Origin of the sequence: Streptomyces sp. ME02-8801-2C (assembly GCF_033793965.1) — a bacterium.
GTDB lineage: Bacteria > Actinomycetota > Actinomycetes > Streptomycetales > Streptomycetaceae > Streptomyces.
The window spans coordinates 996,605-1,016,122 of sequence record NZ_JARAXP010000001.1; the positions used below are offsets into that span (position 1 = coordinate 996,605).

The following is a 19,518-nucleotide window of genomic DNA, read 5'->3' on the forward strand; positions in this document are numbered from 1 at the left end:
GAGATCGTCGGTGGTCTTCGTGCGGGCCTCCGGAGAACCCAGGTCCAAGGGTGCAGGTCGAAGCGGCACGACAGTCTTCGGCGTGCCCAGGTGCGGAGTGCGGTCGGTCTGCGGTCCCGTCGGCGGACGGGGCCCGACGTGTCCGATCCGGCCCGCGTGGCGTCCGCGGCCAGCTGGCAAGCAGCCGCGGCAACGGCCCTCGTGGACAGCGGTATCGGCCTCGAACTCGGCCACCAGGTCGAGGCGCACCGGGTGGTACTCCAGCTCGCCGCGGGTGCCCCGGCCCACGCTGAAGTGGCGCCCCTGCCAGGGGTGATCGGCGTCAGCCTGGTGCAGCCGCGGTGCGAGGGTGCGGCGTACGGCGGTGTAAAGGAGCGTGGTGCGCGCGATCAGCCGCAGGTGCCCAAGCGCGTCGTAGCGGCCCAGGAGCAGCGGGGCCGGCGAGGCCAGGGGCGCCGGTGACGCCGCCGGTCAGCCCTTCGGGCGTGGTGTCGGGGCACTGGTGAAGCGTCGGTATTCGAGTTGCGGTATTCGCCTGCGCAGTGGGCAAGCCTGGCGGGCTCTGATCCTGGCCACCCTGACAGGCCGCCACCCGAGCCGAAGGATGGGGGACTTCCGGAGCGGGGTCTGGAACCGTCGGCTGCTGCTGACGTCGGGTCGGCGGGACTCAGCTGGACTCGCGGTATGTCACATCGCCCTACGGTGGCTTCCCGCTTCTCTCGGCGGACGACATGTCCACTACGGCGAGTTCCTGGCCGACGAGGCTGACGTTCCCGTCGCGTCCGTTGAGGCGGCTTTGGACGGCGACGACGCTGTCCGGCAGCAACGCGCGCTGGACCTGCGGGTAGGTGGCGGCGGAGTAAAGGATCTCCAACTCGCCGTCGCGGTCTGCGAGCGCACGATGATGCACAAGCCGCTGCGTACGCGGCGTACGACGGAGCGCCGTCCCGTACGCACCGCTCTTGACATGCGGCGCGGCCTTCACCGCAGCGGCCCCCAGCGCGACACCCGTGCCGAGGATCACCAGAGCCGCCTTTGTCCCGTCGAACAGCACGGCGTGCGTGTTGAGCGTGTTGTCCTCATTCCGCGCCAGTGAGCTCTTTCCGCCCGGAGTTCTCGACTGCGAGAGGTGCCTGTCGGAAGAATGCTCTATGCGGCAACAGGGTCAGCGGCGCGCGTTGCCGGGGGCGAGCAGGCTGGTCAGCTCAGAGATCGCTTCGGGCGACGGTTTGAAGTAGCGGCGGACGTGATCGGCTTGACGCCGTCGAAGCCCTCGGCGACCTGCTGGAACTCGTATGCACCGAACATGTTGCCGTGGTCGCTCATCGCGATGGCGGGCATGATGCCCTGCCGGGCGGCCTCGGCGAACATCGGCTGCAGCCGCAATGATCCGCATACAGAGCAACCCCGGCGGACCTCGTTCCCGGCAGGGGTGTGGCCGGTCTCCGCCACGACCCCACACCACTCGCGTGGGCCGCTGGGTGTGGGGCGTGGCGTGCGGGTGGGCTGTCAGCCGAGGCTGAGGATGGCCTCGACCAGCAGGTCGGGCTGCTGCTCCTGCAGGAAGTGACCTGCGTCGGGAACCGTCACGTGCTTCTGCACCTTCGCACCCGGGACGCGGGCCTGGAAGATTCCCTCGAAGGGGCGCGAGATGTGATCGTGTTCGGCGAAGGCGGTCAGGAACGGCTTGTCGAAGGCTTCCAGCCCGGCCCAGGCACTGCGCAGCGTCGCCGCGAGCGGTTCCGGGGTCTCGAGCGTGACGAGGTGCGGGAACTGCCGTGCCCCGGCGAAGTACCGCTCGGAGGGGAAGGGGGCGTCGTAAGCGGCGGCCTCCTCCTCGGTCAGGACGTCACCGCTCACGCTCAGCGCGCTGGCCACCGCCCGCGAAGCGGTCAGGTCGGGCGCCTCGGACATCTCCCGCCATTCCAGGAACGCGCTGAATCCCTGCGCGAACTGCTCCTCGGTCAGTGAGGCCATGAAATCCGGGTCGGTCAGACCGGTGTTCGAGGCGACCACGGCCACGAACCGGTCGGGCGTGAGCCCGACGTGCACGTTGAAGATGTAGCCGCCCCAGTCCTGGCCGAACAGGGTGATGTCGGTGAGACCGAGCTGGTCCAGCCAGTCACCGGTCCAGGCGATGTGGGACTCGTAGGTGTACGCGGCCCGGTCGACCGGCTTGTCCGAGCGGCCGAAGCCGATCAGATCCGGGACCAGGACCCGTCGGCCCGCTGCCACCAGGCCGGGGATCATCTTGCGGTACAGATAGCCCCAGGACGGCTCGCCGTGAGCGAGGACCACGACCGGACCGTCGGCCGGCCCCTCGTCGACGTAGTGCATCCGCAGACCGTCGCCGACCGTGACGTAGTGCGGCTCGTACGGCCAGTCGACGAGGCCTTCGAAACGCTCGTCCGGGGTTCGCTCGAGGTGCATGTCGGCTGATGAGTTCGACATGTCGCTCCCTTCCTGCAATGTGGATTGGCTGGTGCTCGCTCTGGTGCCGAGCCGCATGTTTGTGCCCCACGAACGTACGAGGAGATACCTGACATGTGCCGTCATGTTTACCTGGGACTTTTTGGCCACGCCCGCGGTGGTGGCTCTGGAGTCGCGTGGTCGCGCCGGCTCCGGTGTGGTTCGGGATGTGCAGACCAGCACACTGCGGATACTGCGGATACATGACGGGCTTCGTCATGTATCCGGGTCATTCTTGAAATATGAAATCCGACCGATTGCTGTCGCTGCTGCTGTTGTTGCAGACCCACGGGCAGGTGCCCGCGACCGACCTGGCCGAGCGCCTGGAAGTGTCGGTCCGGACCATCTTCCGTGATGTCGAGGCGCTGTCCGCGGCCGGTGTGCCCGTGTACGCCGAGCGCGGCCGCAACGGGGGCATCGCCCTGCTTCCCGGCTACCGCACGGATGTCACCGGCCTGACGGCCGATGAAGCCCGCGCCCTGTTCGTCCTGGTCACCGACCGGGCCCACGCCGACCTGGGGCTGGGCCAGGCGATCGGCTCGGCGCTGCGCAAGGTCATGGCCGCCGTGCCCGCGCCGTTTCGCGGCGGCGCCGATCTCGCCAGCCGCCGCATCCTGATCGACCCGGTGCGCTGGCGCAGCAGCCCTCAGGAGCTCAGTGTCGACCTCGGCGTGCTCCAGGCCGCGGTCTTCAACGACCGGCGGCTTCGGCTGCGCTACCGTCACGGCCGGGATGCCGAGGTGCGCTCCTACACCCTTGATCCGTACGGGCTGGTGAACAAGGCGGGCATCTGGTACCTGATCGCCGATCACCGCGAGAAGCCCACGATGTTCCGGGTGGATCGGATGCTCTCGGCGACGGTCACCGAGGATCCCGTCCAACGGCGCAGCGGGGTGGAGCTGGCCGGCCTGTGGGAGACCCTGCGACATGGGGTCGACAACGTGCCCACATCGGTGAGCGTGACGGTGAAGGTCCAGCGCCCCATGCTGGCGAAATTCCTGGCTCTGCACAGCGCGGATCTCGCAGCTCCGCCGCCGCAGGAGCCGGCCGATGCCGAGAGCACCGATCCGGTGCGACTGGAGGTGAGGTTCAATTCGCTGGGCTCGGCCGAGCAGCTGCTCCTCTTCGGTCCCGCCGTCGAGGTCCTGGAGCCGGCCGAACTGCGTGACGCGCTGGTCCGCAGGGCGCAGGAGACCCTCGCCCTGTACGAGGGCGCCCCGGCAGGCTGACTGCTGAAGGTCGACGGGCCGGCTCCGTACGCGGGGAGCCGGCCCTTGGCCGTGCGGCAGGGTGTGGCTACAAGGCTGAGCCGTTTCGCCGCGTCGCCGCGTGCGCCGAGACCAGCAGGCTCCAGTCGTTGGCGTGGTGCGGGTACTTCGCCTTCACCATGCCGAAGAGCTCACCGGTGTCCTTGGCGACCTCGGATGCGGCGGCGAAGTCGTGGATGAACGACCGGGTCTGACTGATCATGGCCGCGACGGCATGGTCGTCGCCGTCGGGACGACGGTGCCCGGCCACGACCATGCGCGGCGCGAGGTCCTCGATGACCTGGAGCGTGTCGAGCCAGTCCTTCCACTCGTCGGGGGTCGAGAGCGCGAGCATGGGAAAGACCTCGTTGTAGATCGAGTCCCCCGCGACGACGACGTCGATCGCCGGGACGTGGACGATGCTCGTGGGGTGGATGTCGGCCTGCTTGACCGGGATGACGTTGACCGGACAGCCGTCGACGTACAGGGTCGTGCCCTCCAGCGCTTCGGGCATCGGCCCGTGCGGCACGGCCGTGTCGCCGAACATCAGCTTCCACTGCGCCGCCTGGGCGTCCCAGGTGGTGCGCATCGACTCCAGGATGTGCGGCAGCGTGACCGCCTTCGCACCGGGGAAACGCTCCAGGAGCGGGCCGATGCCGAGGTAGTGGTCGGCGTGGTCGTGCGTGACGTAGATGGAGGTCAGGCGCTTGCCGGTCCGCTCGATGAGATCACCCAGCTCCTCCACCTCCGCCTTCAGGTGCAGGGCGTCGATCAGGACGATCTCGGTGGGGCCGCTGATCAGCGTCGCGGTCGTCGGCGAGAACGTGCCGGGCGGGACCTCGGCGCTCTCCCGGGCGGGGATCGTCGGCCAGTGGCCGACGAACACGGTCGCCCTCAGGGGTACGTCATGCGTAGCGGTCGAGTGCGGTGTGGAGTCCACGGGGAAACCCTCCGGTTGTGGAGTGAATGGGAAGTGGCGGGAGGAGGCGGGCGGGCATGCCGGGCTGTCAGGCGGCCTTGAGGGTGCCGCCGTCGATGACGTGGTCGGCGCCATGGATGTTGGCGGCGCGGTCGGACAGCAGGAAGGCGACCAGGTCCGCCACCTCCTCGGGTTCGGTGAGGCGCCCTGAGGCGACGCCGACCTGCGCGGGCAGAGAGGCGAGCAGGTCGCCGTGGCCGACCCCGTATGCGGCGGCGACCCTGCCGCCGTAGCCGTCCGGGTCGGTCCACAGCCGACTGGCCACAACGCCCGGGGAAACGGTGTTCACGCGGACACCGCGCGGCGCCAGCTCCTCGCTGAGCCGCTTCCCGAACTGGGTCAGTGCCGCCTTGGCCTCCGCGTAGCCGACCGGCGTGCCGGTGTGCACGCGTGCGTTGATCGAGGAGATGTTCACGATCGCGCCCCGGCGTTCCAGAATGCTCGGCAGCGCCGCCTTGGTGGTCCACACCGCGCTGAACAGGTTGAGATCGAATATCCGCTGCCACTGCTCGTCGCCGACGTCGAGGACTGTGCCGACGGCCATGCCGTCCGCGTCACCCGCGCCGACGTTGTTGACGAGGAAGTCGATCCCGCCGACCGCGGCGCGCGCCTGATCGGCGATCGACGTCGCCCCGTCGCGGGTGCTGAGGTCGACGGAGACGGCCGCGGCGGCGACCTCCTCCAGTTCGGAGGTGACGGTCCGGGCGGCACCCACCACCCGGACGCCCTCCGCGGCCAGGGTCAAGCGATCGCGAGGCCGATGCCGCGACTCGCACCGGTGACCAGAGCGGTCTTTCCGCTGATACCAAGGTCCATGATCTCCCTCTCGGAGAATTGCAGATTCTTGAACTGGGGGTCAAAAACTCGGGCACAAAAAAGGGCTGCCACCCGAAGCGTCGTTTCTCAGAGGCCTGTCAGGGCCGTGTCGATGATCCGATGGAGCGCCGGCCGGTCGAATGTCTTGGCCATGACCCGCAGCCCGGCGAGGGTGTTCTGGAGGAACAGCGCCTGCGTTCTGGCATCGACGCCCCGGTCGACGTCACCGTCCCCTTGCCCTTGCGCAATGCGCGCGGCGAGGAGTTCGATCAGCCCCTCCTCCATGCGGAGCACCGCGCGGGTGGCCTCCGTGTCACGTCCACCGAGCTCCCCGACCGTGTTCTGGGCCAGACATCCACGCCGGACCGGGCCGTCCAGGTCCGCGTCCATCAGCAGCACGAAGTAGGCGCGGATGCGCTCCTTGGCGGTGCCCGGCCGTGACAGGAACTCCTCGGCCTGCTCGGAACGCGTCCGGCCGTAGAGGTCCAACACCTTGCCGAACAGCTGACGCTTGGAACCGAACGAGTGGTACAGGCTGCCCTTGGCCACTCCGGTCGCCTCGGCGAGGTCGGCGGGGGAGGTGTCGGTGTAGCCCTTGGTCCAGAAGGTCTCCATCGCCCGCGCGATCACCACGTCCGGTTCGAAGCTCTTCGGTCTGCCCATGTCGCTACCGTAGCCAGTATTTGACCTGCAGGTCAAATACTGGCTACGAGTCGACGCCGAACCGCGGCTCGCGCGCTTGCCCGAATAAGCCTCGTCCAGCTTCTTGTCCAGCTTCCCCGCGTACCCCGGCCCGGTGCGCCCTACCTGTCACCCGTTAACCCCCGTGTAGTGCCCCAGACTCCACCGCCACAGCAGCCTCGCGCCCAGGAACGCCACCAGCCCCAGCAACGGCGACGCCGCCGCCAGCCAGTACGGGACGCCCGTGTCGTGGCCGGTCAGGACCGCTGCCGGGAAGTACGCGACGAAGGCCAGGGGCAGGCCGAAGGTGAGGAAGCCGCCTACCGCCCTCGGCAGCACGTTCAGGGGATAGCTCCCGAAGGTGCCGAGCAGCTCCTCCAGCCAGCGTCCCCAGTAGTCGGCGGCCGGAAAGCGCAGCGAGGCGCAGGCGACCACCGTGAACAGGGCCGCCTCCAGGAGCATCCCGCCGAGGACGCAGACCACGAGGTACGTGATGCGGCCCGCCGTCCAGTCCAGGTCGCTGCGCGAGAGCGCGCCCGCCATCAGTCCGATCGCCACCGTCAGGTCGCCGATGGCGTTGGTGGGGAAGTAGGACAGCTGGACCTGGCGGAACACCGGCATCGGGCGGACCAGATAGGTGTCGATCGCCCCCTCCTGGATGATCCGGCCGATGCCGTGCAGTCGCCCGAGGAACAGCACGAAGACGCCGTGCGCCAGCATCCGGGTCGCCGGGATCAGCAGCACCTCCGAGCTGTCCCAGCCGCCCATCCCGGTGAACCGGGTCAGCAGCACCGTCGCGAACACGATCACCGACACCTGCCAGATGGCACCGATCGCGATCATCAGCAAAAACTCGGAGCGGTACTCGAGCTGGGCACGGAAGTTGAGGCGCGTGATGCGCCATGCGATACGTACGGCGTTCACGGTCTCAGCCTCCCTGGGCGACGACTCGGAGGGCGGCCCGCCGCCACAGGAACCGGGTGAACAGGGCCAGTACGAGGACCCAGCCGGCCTGCACGGAGAGCTGGAAGGCCGCGTCCGAGGGCGGGATGCGGCCCACGTACAGCGACAGCGGCACACTCAGCGTGGCCTGGAAGGGCAGCAGGGCGCTGAGCGTGATGAACCAGTCCGGGAAGAACCACAGCGGTGCGTACACCCCGGACAGCAGGTTCTGCGCGAAGATCAGGATGAGCATCGCGGCGCCGTTGCGCAGCGTCCAGAAGCACAGCTGGTCGATGACGAGCATGACGTAGTAGAGGACCAGCTGGCCGAGTAGGAGGCTGAGTGCGAACACCCCTGCCACGGCGGCAGATTCGGGCGGCTCGACCACTCCGGCGGCCAGACAGAGCACGAACCCGGCGAATGCCCAGGCGAAGCCGTACACCTGCTCGCCCAGGGCCCGCAGCGCGTAGTAGCGCTGGGGTGGCAGCGGGCGCAGGTACCAGTACACGATCGTGCCGAAGTGCATGTGCTGGAGTACGGTGTCGCGGCCCGCGTACTGGTCCAACTCCCGCAGCCGGGAGGCGAGTACGGCCATGACGGCGTACGTCACCGCCTGCTCGCGGTTGAGGCCGGCCGTCGTACCGGTCTGCTGGTAGAGGCCGTTCCACAGGGAGGCGACCAGGACCACCTGGACGGTCAGCCGGATCAGGGCCGCGGTCATTCTGGGCGGGGCGTTCAGCTCACCGAGGGGGGTGACCCGGGCGGCCCGCCAGGCGTGCAGGACAGCCATGTCAGCCGCCCCCGCCCGGTTCAAGTGCCTCGGCCTGGACGTATGCGGCGCGCATCACGTCCTCGAGGTCGGCCTCGTCGAGGGCGATGTCCGTCACCTCGTACCGCTCGATGACCTGCTTGAGCGCCTGGTGAACGGTCGGGGCGGCCGGGCCCTCGGGGCCGAAGACCACCTGTGGACCCTCGCGGCGCAGGAGAGCGATGCCGGGGAGCGCCGCCACCTCCGCGTGCGGGTCGGCCAGCGTGGCTCTGACCTGCCACGTCGAGCCGAACTTCTTCTTGATCTCGTCCAGCGTGCCGTCCAGCACGAGCCAGCCGTGGTTGACGAGGACGACCCGCTCCGCGAGCCGCTCGACCTCCGTCATGTCGTGCGTGGTGAGGAGGACCGTCCGGCCGCGTTCCTCCACCTGGTGGCGCAGGAACTCCCGCACCTGTTCCTTCACGACCACGTCCATACCGATGGTGGGTTCGTCGAGGAACACCACCGGCGGATCGTGCAGCAGCGCCGCCGCGAGGTCGCAGCGCACCCGCTGGCCCAGCGACAGATGCCGTACGCGGGTGTCCCAGAACGTGGACAGCGCCAGCAGCTCGTCGAACTCCCGCAGGCGTACGGCGTGTTCGTCCTTCGGTATCTCGTAGATGTCCCGCAGGATCGAGAACGACTCGCGCACTGGCAGGTCCCACCAGAGCTGGGTGCGCTGGCCGAACACCGCCCCGATGTTGCGGGCGTTGCGCTCCCGCTCCAGGTATGGCACCACGCCCGCGACGCGTGCCTCGCCGGAGGTGGGGGTGAGGATGCCGGTGAGCATCTTGATGGTCGTCGACTTGCCGGCGCCGTTCGGCCCGAGCAGCGCGAGGAGTTCACCCGGCGCGACGTCGAAGGTGATGTCGGAGACGGCCTCCTTGGCGACCCGCTCCGGCTGGACGAGGGAGCGCAGCGCCCCGGTGAAACCGGGACGCCGCACTGTGGTGTGGAAGGTCCGGGACAGGCCCCGGACCTCTATGTTGCCGCTCAACGTTCCCCCGATAGAGGCGAGGTGAGGAAGTGCTACTCGTTTGCTGTGAACACGAAAGTGAATGTCGCCGGCGCCACCCGCAGCAGGTATTGAGGCAGCGCGCCCGGCCCGCAGGACTGTGAGCCGATGCCCTGCTGACCATGGTCGAGGTTGACCCAGACGGTGTCCGTGGGTGTCAGGTCGGTGCGGTGGTCGGCCGCGTCGAGCTGTTCGCTCGTCCAACGGCGGGCCGTGAACCAGAACTCCGGGTCGCCGTCGACCCGCAGTCCGCCGATCTCCGCCCAACGCACGTCGGCACGGGCGCCGTTCTCCTGCGGGCGGACGTAGGGCGTCTGGAGGTCGTCGACCGTCGACTCCCAACGGCCCAGCATGGAGGCCGACTTGGTGTCGGGGTAGCCCTCACCGGGGCCGCCGCCGAACCAGGTGACCCGGTCCGCCTCCGACAGCCCCAGCCGGATGCCGAGCCTCGGCAGCGGCAGCGTCCACTCGCCCTCCGGGACGACGGACACGGTCAGTTGCAGCCGGTCGCCGTCGGACGTCCAGCGGTACTCCGTGTTCAGGGCCACCTCGGCGGCGGCGGGCGCCACCCGGGTCCGTACCGTCAGCGAGTCCTCGCCCGACTCGACGGAGTCCAGGCGGTGTTGCATACGGTGCAGGCCCAACTTCCGCCAGAGTGTGCCGTAACGGATGTCGGGCTGCCATTCAGCGCCCTCGTCGTTGTCGGTGGGCGCACGCCACACGTCCAGCTTGAGGTCGATGACGTCGATCCCGTTGATCGACTCCAGCGCGCCGCTGGACGGGTTGAAGACGGCCGGACCGAGCATGATGCCCTTCCGCTCGTCGCGGGCGTGGCGCTCGCTCCCGGTGGTGACCTTCACAATCGTGGCATCGGCGGGACGCTCACTCGCGGCGACGGTCACCAAGGTGCGGGCCTGGACGGGAAGTTGGCCCCACGCCACCGGATGCCCCTTCGGCCCCCACGTGGTGTCCTCGGCGAGCGTCGCCCGCACTGTCCAGCACGTCTCGGCGCCCTGGCCGTCGGACGGTGGCTGCGGCAGCTTCACGTCCGCCGACTCGCCGGGGGCGAGGGCGGGCACCGCCAGGGTGCCGGACTCGACCGCCGTGCCGTCGACGTCGTACGACCACTCGAAGGTGAGCGCGGACAGGTCGGCGAAGTCGTACGCGTTCGTCACGCGTACGGTGCCGTCCGTGCCGTCGCCCTCGATGCGGACCGGCTCGATGACCTTCTTGTACTCGAGGAGCCCCGGTGACGGCGTCCGGTCGGGGAAGACCAGCCCGTCGCAGACGAAGTTGCCGTCGTGCAGTTCCTCGCCGAAGTCGCCGCCGTACGCGTAGCCGAACCGCTCGTCCTTGACGCCGTGGTCGATCCACTCCCAGATGAAGCCGCCCTGGGTGCGGTCGTGGGCCTCGAAGATCCGCTGGTAGTCGGCGATGCCGCCGGGGCCGTTGCCCATGGCGTGGCCGAACTCGCAGAGAATGAAGGGAAGTTGGCGGCGCCTGTGGGTGCCGCCGTCCAGGTGCCGGCCGATGCGCTCGGTCTCCGCGTGGTCGGCGTACATGCGGGAGTACATGTCCGTGTCGCGGCAGTCCCAGTCGCCCTCGTAGTGCACGAGCCGTGAGCTGTCGCGGCCGTGGATCCACTCGGCCATGGCGGTCAGTCCGCGCCCGGTGCCGGCCTCGTTGCCCAGCGACCAGATGACGACCGACGGGTGGTTCTTGTCCCGCTCGACCATCCGGGACGCGCGGTCCAGGAGGGCCGGGGTCCAGCGGTCGTCGTCGACGGGGTTGTCACGCCAGCCCTGCTCGGTGAAGCCGTGGGTCTCCAGGTCGCACTCGTCGATGACCCACAGGCCGTACTCGTCGCACAGGTCGAGGAAGGCGGGGTGCGGCGGGTAGTGCGAGGTGCGGACGGCGTTGACGTTGTGCCGCTTCATCAGCAGCACGTCCGCCCGCATGGTCTCCAGGTCGAGGGAGCGGCCCTTCTCGGGGTGCCACTCGTGCCGGTTGACGCCCTTGAACAGGACCGCCTTCCCGTTGACCTTGATGAGCCCGTCCGCCAGCTCGACGGTCCGGAAGCCGATGCGCAACGGCACCCGCTCACCCGCCGTGACCAGCTCACCGTCGTAGAGGCGGGGCGTCTCCGCGGTCCACGGCTCGACCGCGACCGTCACCGGCTCGCCCGTCCTGACATCGATGTCCAACTCGGGGACGGTGACCCGCCCGTCGACGTCGGACTCGACGCGGAGCGTGCCCTCACGGCTCGTGTGGTCGTACGAGGAGTGCACGAAGAAGTCGAGGACGCTGCCCGCCGGACGGTGCAGCAGCGTCACGTCGCGGAAGATGCCGGGCAGCCACCACTGGTCCTGGTCCTCGAGGTACGAGCCCGCCGACCACTGGTGGACCCGGACCGCGAGGACGTTGCCGCCGGGCTTCAGCAGGTGCCCGACCGCGAACTCGTGGGCCAGCCTGGAGCCCTTGAACTCGCCGATGTCCGTGCCGTTCAGCCACACCCGGGCACACGACTCGACCCCGTCGAAGCGCAGCACCGACCCGCCGTCCGACAGCTCGGGCCAGTCGGACGGCAGGTCGAAGACATGCAGGTGGTCGCCGGTCGGGTTCTCGGTCGGCACCCGTGGCGGGTCCACCGGGAAGGGGTAGAGGACGTTGGTGTAGATGGGCGCGCCGAAGGCGCCGTCGCCCTGGAGAACCCAGTGCCCGGGGACCGTCACCTCGGCCCAGTCCCCGGCGTCGAAGCCCGGCTCGGCGAACGAGTCGTCCGCGCCGTCGGCGGTCGGCGACAGCCGGAAACGCCAGCTGCCGTTCAGGGACAGCGACCCGGCGTCCGAGGACGCGTACCAGGCGCGGGGCGGAAGGGCCCCGCTGCCGGGTGAGACGTCCTCGACGTAGTCGGTCGCCGTCGCCGTGGATGCTGCCGTGGTGCGGAAGGACATCGGTCTCCTAGTTCAGCCCGTGGTTCAGCCCGATAGGCGGCTCAGCCCTTGATGCCGGTCTGGGCGATCCCCTGCACCAGCCAGCGCTGGAGGAAGAGGAACACGAACACCAGGGGCAGGATGGAAAATGCGGTGGCCATGAAGATCATATGGAAGACGACGGTCTGGTTGGTCATGTAGTTGGAGAGCGCGACCTGAACGGTCCACGCGTCCGGACTCTGACCGATGACCAGCGGCCACAGGAAGGAGTTCCACCCGTTGATGAAGGTGATGGTCGCCATCGCCGCGAAGAAGTTCAGCGAGTTGGGCACCACGATGCGCCAGTACGCACCCCAGTAGCCCAGTCCGTCCACGCGAGCCGCCTCCTCCAGTTCCTTGGGGAACCCCAGGAAATACTGCCGGAACAGGAAGCAGGTGAAACCACTGAACAGGCCCGGGATGATCAGACCCCGGTAGGTGTCCACCCAGCCGAGCGACGAGACCAGCACGAAGCTGGGTACGAAGGTCACCGCGGTCGGGACCATCAGGGTCCCCAGGACGGCGTAGAACACCTTGTTGGCGTGCTTGTACGGGATACGGGCCAGGCCGTATCCGGCGAGCGAGCACACCAGCAGGACCCCGACGGTGTGCAGGGTGGCGACGATCGCCGAGTTCCACAGGGACTGGGCGAAGGGCACCGTCCCGTCGTTGAACAGTTCGCTGATGTTGCCCCACTGGATGTCCGTGGGGAAGAACTTCCAGTTCTCTCCGGTGATCTCGAGGTCCGTGGAGAGGGCGTTGCGGACCAGCAGATAGAACGGGATCAGGAAGAAGAAGGCGGCCATACCGGTGGCGATGTAGAGCCCGGTGGAGCTCATCACACCGCCGCCACGCCTGACGCGGCGCGGCTTTTTCGACTGCGGCGCCGGGTCCCGTACCTCGGGCACCTCGGGCATCGTGGTGGTCACTTGGACTCGTCCCCCCTTCCGAAGCCCATGAACTTGCCCTGGAGCAGGGTCACGGCGCAGATCAAGACGGTCAGGATGACCGCTCCGGCGCTGCCGGAACCGTAGTCCTGGCTCTCGCCCAGGGCCTTGTAGTACAGCTCGACCAGGGGCGGCCGGCCCCAGGTGGTCTTCGACAGGAGGTTGAAGAACTCGTCGAAGGCCTGGTAGGCGGCGATCAGGAGCAGCAGGATCACCGCGGTGGAGGTGGCGCGCAGCTGGGGCAGGGTGATGTACCGGAAGGTCTGCCAGCCCGGCTTGGCGCCGTCGATGGCGGCGGCCTCGTACAGCTCGCCCGGGATGTTCTGCAGCGCCGCGATGAAAAGGATCATGTAGAAGCCGGACTGCAGCCACAGACGCGCGCTGACGATGACCACCCAGTACCAGGGCGGGTTCGGGTCGGCCAGCCAGGCGATGTTCTCGATCCCGAACCAGCCGAGGACCGTGTTCATCAGGCCGAAGCGGACGCCGCTGAAGATGGACATCTTCCAGATCAGCGACGCGGCCACATAGCTGCACGCGGTCGGCAGGAAGAAGACCGACCGGAAGAACGCACGCATGAACCGCAGCCGGTTCACCAGCAGGGCGAGGCCCAGCGAGAGCGCCCAGGTGGTGGGCACGATGAACGCGGCGAAGGCGGTGAAGGTGCCGAGCGAGCCGACGAAGTCGTCGTTCGTCAGCATGTACGTGTAGTTGTCGAAGCCGACGAACTTGTCGGGCGTGACGGTGAAGCGGGCCTCGAAGAAGCTGAGCCAGAGACTCCAGAGGATCGGCGCGTAGACGAAGATCGCCAGGCCGATGAGGAACGGCCCGGTGAAGAGCCAGAAGTTGACAGTGGGGCTGCCCCGCAGGGCCCGCCGCGGCTTGGCCGGTGAGGCCGTGGCCGCGGCGGGGCGCGCGACATCGCGCGTCTTCGTCGTCGACATGTCCTGATCCGTCCCGCGGCCTATCCGAACAGCTTCTTGAGCTCGCGGTTGACGGCCTCGTCGGCCTTGTCGAGGGCGGCCTCCGGGTCCATGTCCTTGCGGACGGCGTTGGCGAAGACGTCCTCGAGCGCGGTGCGCATGGCCTGTGTCCAGGCGATGTTGTCGAAGTGCCCGAACTCGTTGAAGAGCCGGACGCCCTCAGCGGCGTTGCCCGACTTGAGCTTGGTGGCCGTCGCCGCGAGCGAGGTGCGCGGCGGGATGTGGAAGCCGTAGGAGGTGGCCCAGTCCTCCTGGTACTCCTTCTGGTCGATCCACAGCCACTTGACGTATTCCTTGGCGGCCTCGACGTTCTCGGACTTGGCGTTGACGAACATCGACCAGCCGCCGTTGTAGACCGACTCCTTGCCGGAGTCGATGGTCTTCGGGAAGGGGAAGACGCCCCAGTCGTCGCCGAGCGCCGCCTGGATCCCGGGCATCGCCCACATGCCGCAGAACTGGATGGCACACAGGCCCTGGTTGAGCGAGGACGGGTCCCAGGACTCGGTCGGCGCGCCGAGGAGAAGGTTGCCGCTGGTGAACAGCTTGCGCATCTTCTTGATGCCCTCGATGACGCCGGGGGTGTGGTAGGCGATCTCGTTCTTCTCGTTGAGGTGGTCCGCGTTGGCCGACCAGATCATCGTGTCGATGACGTTGTGCAGGTCGTTGCCCATGTACAGGCCCTTGACCTTGTTGGTGGTGAGCTTCTCGGCGGCCTCGGCCAACTCGTCGAGCGTGGTGGGCACCTCGACCTTGGCCGCCTCCAGCATCGACTTGCGGTAGAAGAAGAACTGCGGGTCGTCGATCATGCGGACGCCGTAGACCTTGCCGTCCACCGTGTGCGACTTGATGTCGGCCGGGTTGAAGTCGTCCTTGACCGGGTTGACGATGTCGCTCAGGTCCGCCACCTGACCGCTCGTCACCATCTGGAGCTGCGGGTGGAACTCGAACACGTCGGGCGCGTTCTTGGTGAGCAGCGTCGCGAAGAGCTTGCTCTCGAAGTCGGCGCTGGTGATCCACTGCGTGGTCACGTTGGCCTTGTCGTAGGCCTTCGCGTACTTCTTGATGGCCTGCTCGGTGCCCGCCTCGCCGTACGCGTGGAAGTACTGCGTGAGGTTCGTGCCCGAACTGCTCCCGCCGGAGCGGCCGTTGTTGCCGCCGCAGGCGGTCAGCGCGCCCGCGGCGGACAGGCCCGCTGCGGCGCGGAGGATGGTTCGGCGGTCCCAGTTGCTGCTCATGGCCGACATGTGACGTCCTTGTCTCTGGTGCGGCTGCGGGCCACGGGCGAAGCGCCGAGTGGCTGAAACAGGAGGTGCGGAGCGGGACGTTAACCTTCGGCTAAGGCTTCGGCAAGGGGTTGGACGAAGCCCGTTCGAAACGTTGCGGACTGTTCGGTATTTCGGACGCAGAAAAGGCGCGGACCGCTCAACAGCGGTCCGCGCGGGCGCGGTTGACCATTGGACCAGACCTATTTCAGCGGCATCGCGCCGGTCCGCCGGGCGGTCGACGACCGCTGGGTGACCGAGGACAGAGCGCCCTCGAGAGCGAACGTCGCCGCCCCCAGGCACGCCGGATCGGTGGGGATGGGGGAGAGGACGATCTCGGTGGCGGCGAACGGCCTGCTGAGCGCGTGCCGGCCGACGGCCTCGCGCACCTCGCGCAGCAGCGGTTCGCCGAGCGTGCGGGCGACCCAGCTGCTGAGCACGACCACCTCGGGGTTGAGGACGTTGACCAGGTTCGCGATGCCCGCGCCGATGTAACGAGCCGTCTCCCGGACGACCTCGACGGCCACGGGATCGCCCGCGTCCACCCCACGGGCCAGCGCGTCTATGGTCGCGGTCTGGTCCTCGGGGTGCAACAGCGGGCTGTCCGGGGCGAGTTCGCGCAGATTCAGCATGATGCCGGGTGCGCCGACATAGGCCTCCACGCAGCCGTGGTTGCCGCAGCGGCACAACCGCCCGTCCAGTACGAGCGTGGTGTGCCCCCACTCGCCGGCGCTGTTGCTCACCCCCCGGTACAGCCCGCCCTGGAGCGCGAGCCCCGCGCCGACCCCCGTACCGAGGTTGACCACCACCACGTCCCCGCGCCCGCGCGCCGCCCCGAACCACATCTCGGCGACCGCGCCGGCGCGCAGCGGATTGTCCAGGTAGAGCGGGTAGGCGATGACCTCGGACAGCAGGTCGAGGAGGGGCACGTCGTGCCAGTCCCAGTTGGGCGCGTACTCCGAGATGCCGGTGTCCCGGTCCACCTGCCCCGGCACGCTCACCCCGACGCCCAGCACTCGCGCGCCCTCGATGCCGGCCTGCGCGACGACGGAGCCCACGGCGGCGGCCACATGGCTGACCACCTGCTCGGGCAGGCTCTCGCCGGGGCGCAAGTCCTCGTCGGCGCGGGCCAGCACGTTCAGCGCGAGATCGAACAGCTCGACATGGACGTACGTCTCCGCGATGTCGACGCCGATCAGCGCGCCCCCCGACGCGTTGACGGCCACGAGGCCCCGGGGACGGCCGCCCGCCGAGTCCTCGAACCCGACCTCCGTGATCATCCGCAGCTCGAGCAGCTCGCCGACGAGCGTGGCGACCGTGGCCAGGCTCAGCCCGCTCGCGGCGGCCAGCTCCTGCCGGGATGTGGGCGAATGGGCGATGATCTGGCGAAGCACCTCATAGCGGTTCGCGGTGCGGATGTCACGTGACGTGCGCTTCACCACCGGGCTTGCCCCCTCGCCGAGCAGATCCCGTGCGGACCTGAATGCGGACAGACCGGAGCACGACGGCACCGGCGCGGCGCAAGGCTATGGGAGCGGGGGAGGTTCGACAAGGGGTTAGGAAAGGGGCTGAAGAAAGTTCCCTCGCACGTGGTACCGCCCCTGGCCCGAGGTCAGCCGCCGAGCACCTCCTGGACGAACGCGTTCGTGAACTTCGCCGAGGGGTCCAGGAACGCCGCCAGCGCCCCGAAGTCCGCCAGCCGCGGATAGCGTCCCCGCACCACCTCCGCCGGTACCGAGAACACCTTCCCCCAGTGCGGACGCGCCCCGTACGGGTTCAGCGCCGACTCGACCCGCCGCACCACCGGCAGCACCGCCTCGGTGTCCGCCACCCAGGTGAAGTGGAACGCCACGCTGTCCCGCCCGTACGCCGGGCTCAGCCACTGCGTGTCGGCGGCGATCGTCCGCACCTCGCACACCTGCAGCACCGGCGCGACGACGTCCCGGATCGCGTCGAGCGAGCGCAGCGCGTCGAGCGCGTACGGGCGCGGCAGCAGGTACTCCGACTGGAGCTCCTCGCCGCTGCTCGGCGTGAACTCCGCCCGGAAGTGCGGGAGCCGCTCGTGCCAGGGCCCCGGCACCCCGAACTGCTCGGTGCAGTTCACGGCCGGCATCCCCGGCACCGGGTGCATCGCCTCGGTGGCGGGCACGGCCCACGGGAAGTCCACCGGCGCCTGGTCGGTCCGCCGCTTCAGCCACACCTGCCGGAAGCCCGGCGCCCGCCAGTCGGTGAACAGGCTCACGCTGTACGCGGCCCCGGCCACCGCCTCGAAGTCCAGCCCGTCCAGGGGCAGCTCGGTGAACACGTACTGCTCGACCTCGAAGTCCGCCTCCAGGTCGAGGGTGAGGGCCGTGACGACGCCCAGGGCGCCGAGCGCGGTGACCGCGCCCTCGAACCGCTCCTCGCCCCGGGCGATCGTCACCGTCGAGCCGTCCCCGGTGACCAGCTCGACCTCGCGCACCGCGGTGGCGAGCGAACCGTTGCCGACCCCCGAACCGTGCGTACCGGTCGCCACCGACCCCGCCACCGAGATGTGCGGCAGGGACGCCATGTTGTGCAGCGCGAGTCCGCGCCCGTGGACGGCCCTGGCCAGCTCCGCGTACCGGACCCCGCCGCCGACCCGGACCGTACGGGCCGCCGTGTCCACGTCGATCTCCTGGGGCAGGCCGGCCAGCGAGAGCAGGACACCGCCGGCGCCCGGCTCGGCGATCTCGTTGAACGAGTGCCCGCTGCCCAGCACCCGCACCCGCTCGCTGTCCGCCACGAGCGCCCGCAGGGCGTCCAGGGAACGCGGTCGGTGCAGTTCCTCGGGCGTGTAGATGATGTTGCCCGCCCAGTTGGTCAGCGTCTCGGCCATGGGTTTTGTCCCTCCGCTCAGGTGCGACGACCCTCTCACGCGGCGCCGAAGGACATGCCCGAGGGGCCCCGCGGCCCCACGCGCGCAGGCGGGGGCATACCGTGAGGAGTCGAACGCCGGGACACCGCCGGAGCTGGAGGAGACACGGGATGGGCAGCCGCACCGCGCTGGTCGAGGATCTGATGGAGCGCTTTCCCCATGTACCGAGGGAAGCCGTCTTCAAGGAAGACCTGCTCAGGGGTGGTGTGGCCTTCGACGCGTCCGCGCTCAGCGACAACGAGAGCGGTGACGTCAAGCCGAAGTCGTACTTCATCTTCTCCTTCGACCACGGCACCCTGCCCGAGCTGGGCGAGGCCGCGCTGCGCCGCCCGCCGGAGGAGATCATCCTCACCGGCGGGCCCTACGACCTGCGCCGGACCGTCGTGTCGGTGCGGGTGAACCCCGCCTCGCCCTACCGGGTGGCCGCCGACGAACACGGCGTCCTCGGCCTCTACCTGGACGGGAAGCGGATCTCCGACGTCGGGGTGCCGCCCATGCCGGAGTACTACCGCCACACCCTCTCCAACGGGAAGTCCGTCATGGAGGTCGCCCCGACCATCCAGTGGGGCTATCTGATCTATCTGACCGTCTTCCGGGTCTGCCAGTACTTCGGCGCCAAGGAGGAGTGCCAGTACTGCGACATCAACCACAACTGGCGCCAGCACAAGGCGGCCGGGCGGCCCTACACGGGCGTCAAGGACGTCGACGAGGTCCTCGAGGCGCTGGAGATCATCAACCGGTACGACACCGGCAAGGCATCCACCGCCTACACGCTCACCGGCGGCGCGATCACCTCGAAGCTCCAGGGCCGCGACGAGGCCGACTTCTACGGCATGTACGCGAAGGCGATCGAGGAGCACTTCCCGGGACGCTGGATCGGCAAGGTCGTCGCGCAGGCGCTGCCCAAGGACGACGTGCAGCGCTTCAAGGACTACGGCGTGCAGATCTACCACCCCAACTACGAGGTGTGGGACCGCAAGCTCTTCGAGCTGTACTGCCCCGGCAAGGAGCGCTACGTGGGCCGCGACGAGTGGCACAAGCGCATCCTGGACTCGGCGGAGGTCTTCGGCGCGCGCAACGTCATCCCCAACTTCGTGGCCGGTGTGGAGATGGCCGAGCCGTCCGGGTTCACGACGGTCGACGAGGCGATCGCGTCCACCACCGAGGGCCTGCGCTTCTTCATGTCGCACGGCATCACGCCCCGCTTCACCACCTGGTGCCCCGAGCCCACCACCCCGCTCGGCAAGGCCAACCCGCAGGGCGCGCCGCTGGAGTACCACATCCGTCTGCTGGAGGCCTACCGCGCCACGATGGACGACTTCGGCCTCGACTCGCCCCCCGGCTACGGCGAACCCGGCCCCGGCCGCGCGGTGTTCTCCGTCAGCTCCTTCATGGACAGCCTGCCGGCCCGGGATCCGGTGTCCCGGGCCTGAACGGAGCGCCGCCGCGAAGCGTATGGGGGACGGGGACAAACACGTCGTTCCGCTCACTTCGCGACCCC

Annotated in this window: 16 protein-coding genes and 3 pseudogenes; 3 read left to right on the forward strand and 16 right to left on the reverse strand. The window is 68.9% G+C overall.

Going from position 1 to position 19,518, the window contains the following annotated elements:
• Nucleotides 1-138: 138 nt before the first annotated feature.
• Nucleotides 139-462: a hypothetical protein gene (locus tag PV396_RS04200; RefSeq protein ID WP_319200390.1), complete on the forward strand. Its 324-nt coding sequence runs from the start codon at nucleotides 139-141 to the stop codon at nucleotides 460-462.
• 235 nt (nucleotides 463-697) lie between these two features.
• Here PV396_RS04200 and PV396_RS04205 read toward each other — a convergent pair whose 3' ends face one another.
• The 4 genes and pseudogenes from PV396_RS04205 to PV396_RS04215 form a co-directional block, all read right to left on the reverse strand.
• On the reverse strand, nucleotides 698-1,054 hold the full coding sequence (locus tag PV396_RS04205) for a hypothetical protein (protein WP_319200392.1): 357 nt from the start codon (nucleotides 1,052-1,054) through the stop codon (nucleotides 698-700).
• 111 nt (nucleotides 1,055-1,165) lie between these two features.
• Nucleotides 1,166-1,249 (reverse strand): annotated as a pseudogene (locus PV396_RS44955) (site-specific integrase); the annotation flags it as partial.
• A pseudogene (locus PV396_RS44990) lies at nucleotides 1,249-1,386 on the reverse strand (PHP domain-containing protein); the annotation flags it as partial. The pseudogenes PV396_RS44990 and PV396_RS44955, both read right to left, overlap by 1 nt.
• 123 nt (nucleotides 1,387-1,509) lie before the next feature.
• Nucleotides 1,510-2,451, reverse strand: a complete 942-nt coding sequence (locus tag PV396_RS04215; protein WP_319200396.1) for a haloalkane dehalogenase — start codon at nucleotides 2,449-2,451, stop codon at nucleotides 1,510-1,512.
• Nucleotides 2,452-2,711: 260 nt separating this feature from the next.
• Between PV396_RS04215 and PV396_RS04220 the strand changes: the two genes are divergently transcribed.
• Nucleotides 2,712-3,698: a helix-turn-helix transcriptional regulator gene (locus PV396_RS04220; protein ID WP_319200398.1), complete on the forward strand. Its 987-nt coding sequence runs from the start codon at nucleotides 2,712-2,714 to the stop codon at nucleotides 3,696-3,698.
• 67 nt (nucleotides 3,699-3,765) lie between these two features.
• Here the strand turns inward: PV396_RS04220 and PV396_RS04225 are convergent, their stop codons facing one another.
• The 12 genes and pseudogenes from PV396_RS04225 to PV396_RS04280 form a co-directional block, all read right to left on the reverse strand.
• Entirely contained in the window at nucleotides 3,766-4,656 is an 891-nt protein-coding gene (locus PV396_RS04225) for an MBL fold metallo-hydrolase (protein WP_319200400.1), read from the reverse strand.
• Nucleotides 4,657-4,723: 67 nt separating this feature from the next.
• A pseudogene (locus tag PV396_RS04230) lies at nucleotides 4,724-5,511 on the reverse strand (SDR family oxidoreductase).
• A gap of 87 nt (nucleotides 5,512-5,598) precedes the next feature.
• Nucleotides 5,599-6,174, reverse strand: coding sequence for a TetR/AcrR family transcriptional regulator (locus PV396_RS04235; protein ID WP_319200402.1), 576 nt, complete (start codon nucleotides 6,172-6,174; stop codon nucleotides 5,599-5,601).
• A 147-nt stretch (nucleotides 6,175-6,321) separates the two neighbouring features.
• The gene (locus PV396_RS04240; protein WP_319200404.1) at nucleotides 6,322-7,116 is read right to left on the reverse strand and encodes an ABC transporter permease; all 795 of its coding nucleotides are present in this window, start codon (nucleotides 7,114-7,116) and stop codon (nucleotides 6,322-6,324) included.
• 4 nt (nucleotides 7,117-7,120) lie between these two features.
• Nucleotides 7,121-7,924, reverse strand: coding sequence for an ABC transporter permease (locus PV396_RS04245; protein ID WP_319200406.1), 804 nt, complete (start codon nucleotides 7,922-7,924; stop codon nucleotides 7,121-7,123).
• Between the two features lies 1 nt (nucleotide 7,925).
• Nucleotides 7,926-8,939, reverse strand: a complete 1,014-nt coding sequence (locus PV396_RS04250; protein ID WP_319200408.1) for an ATP-binding cassette domain-containing protein — start codon at nucleotides 8,937-8,939, stop codon at nucleotides 7,926-7,928.
• Nucleotides 8,940-8,971: 32 nt separating this feature from the next.
• Nucleotides 8,972-11,911, reverse strand: a complete 2,940-nt coding sequence (locus PV396_RS04255; protein WP_319200410.1) for a glycoside hydrolase family 2 TIM barrel-domain containing protein — start codon at nucleotides 11,909-11,911, stop codon at nucleotides 8,972-8,974.
• A gap of 41 nt (nucleotides 11,912-11,952) precedes the next feature.
• Nucleotides 11,953-12,846, reverse strand: a complete 894-nt coding sequence (locus PV396_RS04260) for a carbohydrate ABC transporter permease (RefSeq protein ID WP_319200659.1) — start codon at nucleotides 12,844-12,846, stop codon at nucleotides 11,953-11,955.
• An 8-nt stretch (nucleotides 12,847-12,854) separates the two neighbouring features.
• A complete protein-coding gene (locus PV396_RS04265; protein ID WP_319200412.1) occupies nucleotides 12,855-13,820 on the reverse strand; it encodes a sugar ABC transporter permease in 966 nt (321 codons plus the stop codon).
• 20 nt (nucleotides 13,821-13,840) lie between these two features.
• Nucleotides 13,841-15,103 carry a sugar ABC transporter substrate-binding protein gene (locus tag PV396_RS04270; RefSeq protein ID WP_319200414.1) on the reverse strand — a complete coding sequence of 421 codons (1,263 nt, stop codon included), beginning with the start codon at nucleotides 15,101-15,103 and terminating at the stop codon, nucleotides 13,841-13,843.
• Nucleotides 15,104-15,324: 221 nt separating this feature from the next.
• Complete coding sequence (locus PV396_RS04275; RefSeq protein WP_319200661.1) at nucleotides 15,325-16,560, reverse strand: ROK family transcriptional regulator; 1,236 nt, start codon at nucleotides 16,558-16,560, stop codon at nucleotides 15,325-15,327.
• 173 nt (nucleotides 16,561-16,733) lie between these two features.
• Nucleotides 16,734-17,978, reverse strand: a complete 1,245-nt coding sequence (locus tag PV396_RS04280) for an FAD-binding protein (protein WP_319200416.1) — start codon at nucleotides 17,976-17,978, stop codon at nucleotides 16,734-16,736.
• Nucleotides 17,979-18,127: 149 nt separating this feature from the next.
• Here PV396_RS04280 and PV396_RS04285 point away from each other — a divergent pair, with 149 nt between their 5' ends.
• The gene (locus tag PV396_RS04285) at nucleotides 18,128-19,450 is read left to right on the forward strand and encodes a radical SAM protein (protein WP_319200418.1); all 1,323 of its coding nucleotides are present in this window, start codon (nucleotides 18,128-18,130) and stop codon (nucleotides 19,448-19,450) included.
• The last annotated feature ends 68 nt before the right edge of the window (nucleotides 19,451-19,518 follow it).

Excerpts from the sequence above, each read along its gene's own strand:
- PV396_RS04260 (WP_319200659.1), bottom strand. The coding sequence starts at position 12,846 with ATGCCCGAGGTGCCCGAGGTACGGGACCCGGCGCCGCAGTCGAAAAAG.
- PV396_RS04245 (WP_319200406.1), bottom strand. The coding sequence starts at position 7,924 with ATGGCTGTCCTGCACGCCTGGCGGGCCGCCCGGGTCACCCCCCTCGGT.
- PV396_RS04235 (WP_319200402.1), bottom strand. The coding sequence starts at position 6,174 with ATGGGCAGACCGAAGAGCTTCGAACCGGACGTGGTGATCGCGCGGGCG.
- PV396_RS04255 (WP_319200410.1), bottom strand. The coding sequence starts at position 11,911 with ATGTCCTTCCGCACCACGGCAGCATCCACGGCGACGGCGACCGACTAC.
- PV396_RS04265 (WP_319200412.1), bottom strand. The coding sequence starts at position 13,820 with ATGTCGACGACGAAGACGCGCGATGTCGCGCGCCCCGCCGCGGCCACG.
- PV396_RS04220 (WP_319200398.1), top strand. The coding sequence starts at position 2,712 with ATGAAATCCGACCGATTGCTGTCGCTGCTGCTGTTGTTGCAGACCCAC.
- PV396_RS04280 (WP_319200416.1), bottom strand. The coding sequence starts at position 17,978 with ATGGCCGAGACGCTGACCAACTGGGCGGGCAACATCATCTACACGCCC.
- PV396_RS04215 (WP_319200396.1), bottom strand. The coding sequence starts at position 2,451 with ATGTCGAACTCATCAGCCGACATGCACCTCGAGCGAACCCCGGACGAG.
- PV396_RS04285 (WP_319200418.1), top strand. The coding sequence starts at position 18,128 with ATGGGCAGCCGCACCGCGCTGGTCGAGGATCTGATGGAGCGCTTTCCC.
- PV396_RS04270 (WP_319200414.1), bottom strand. The coding sequence starts at position 15,103 with ATGTCGGCCATGAGCAGCAACTGGGACCGCCGAACCATCCTCCGCGCC.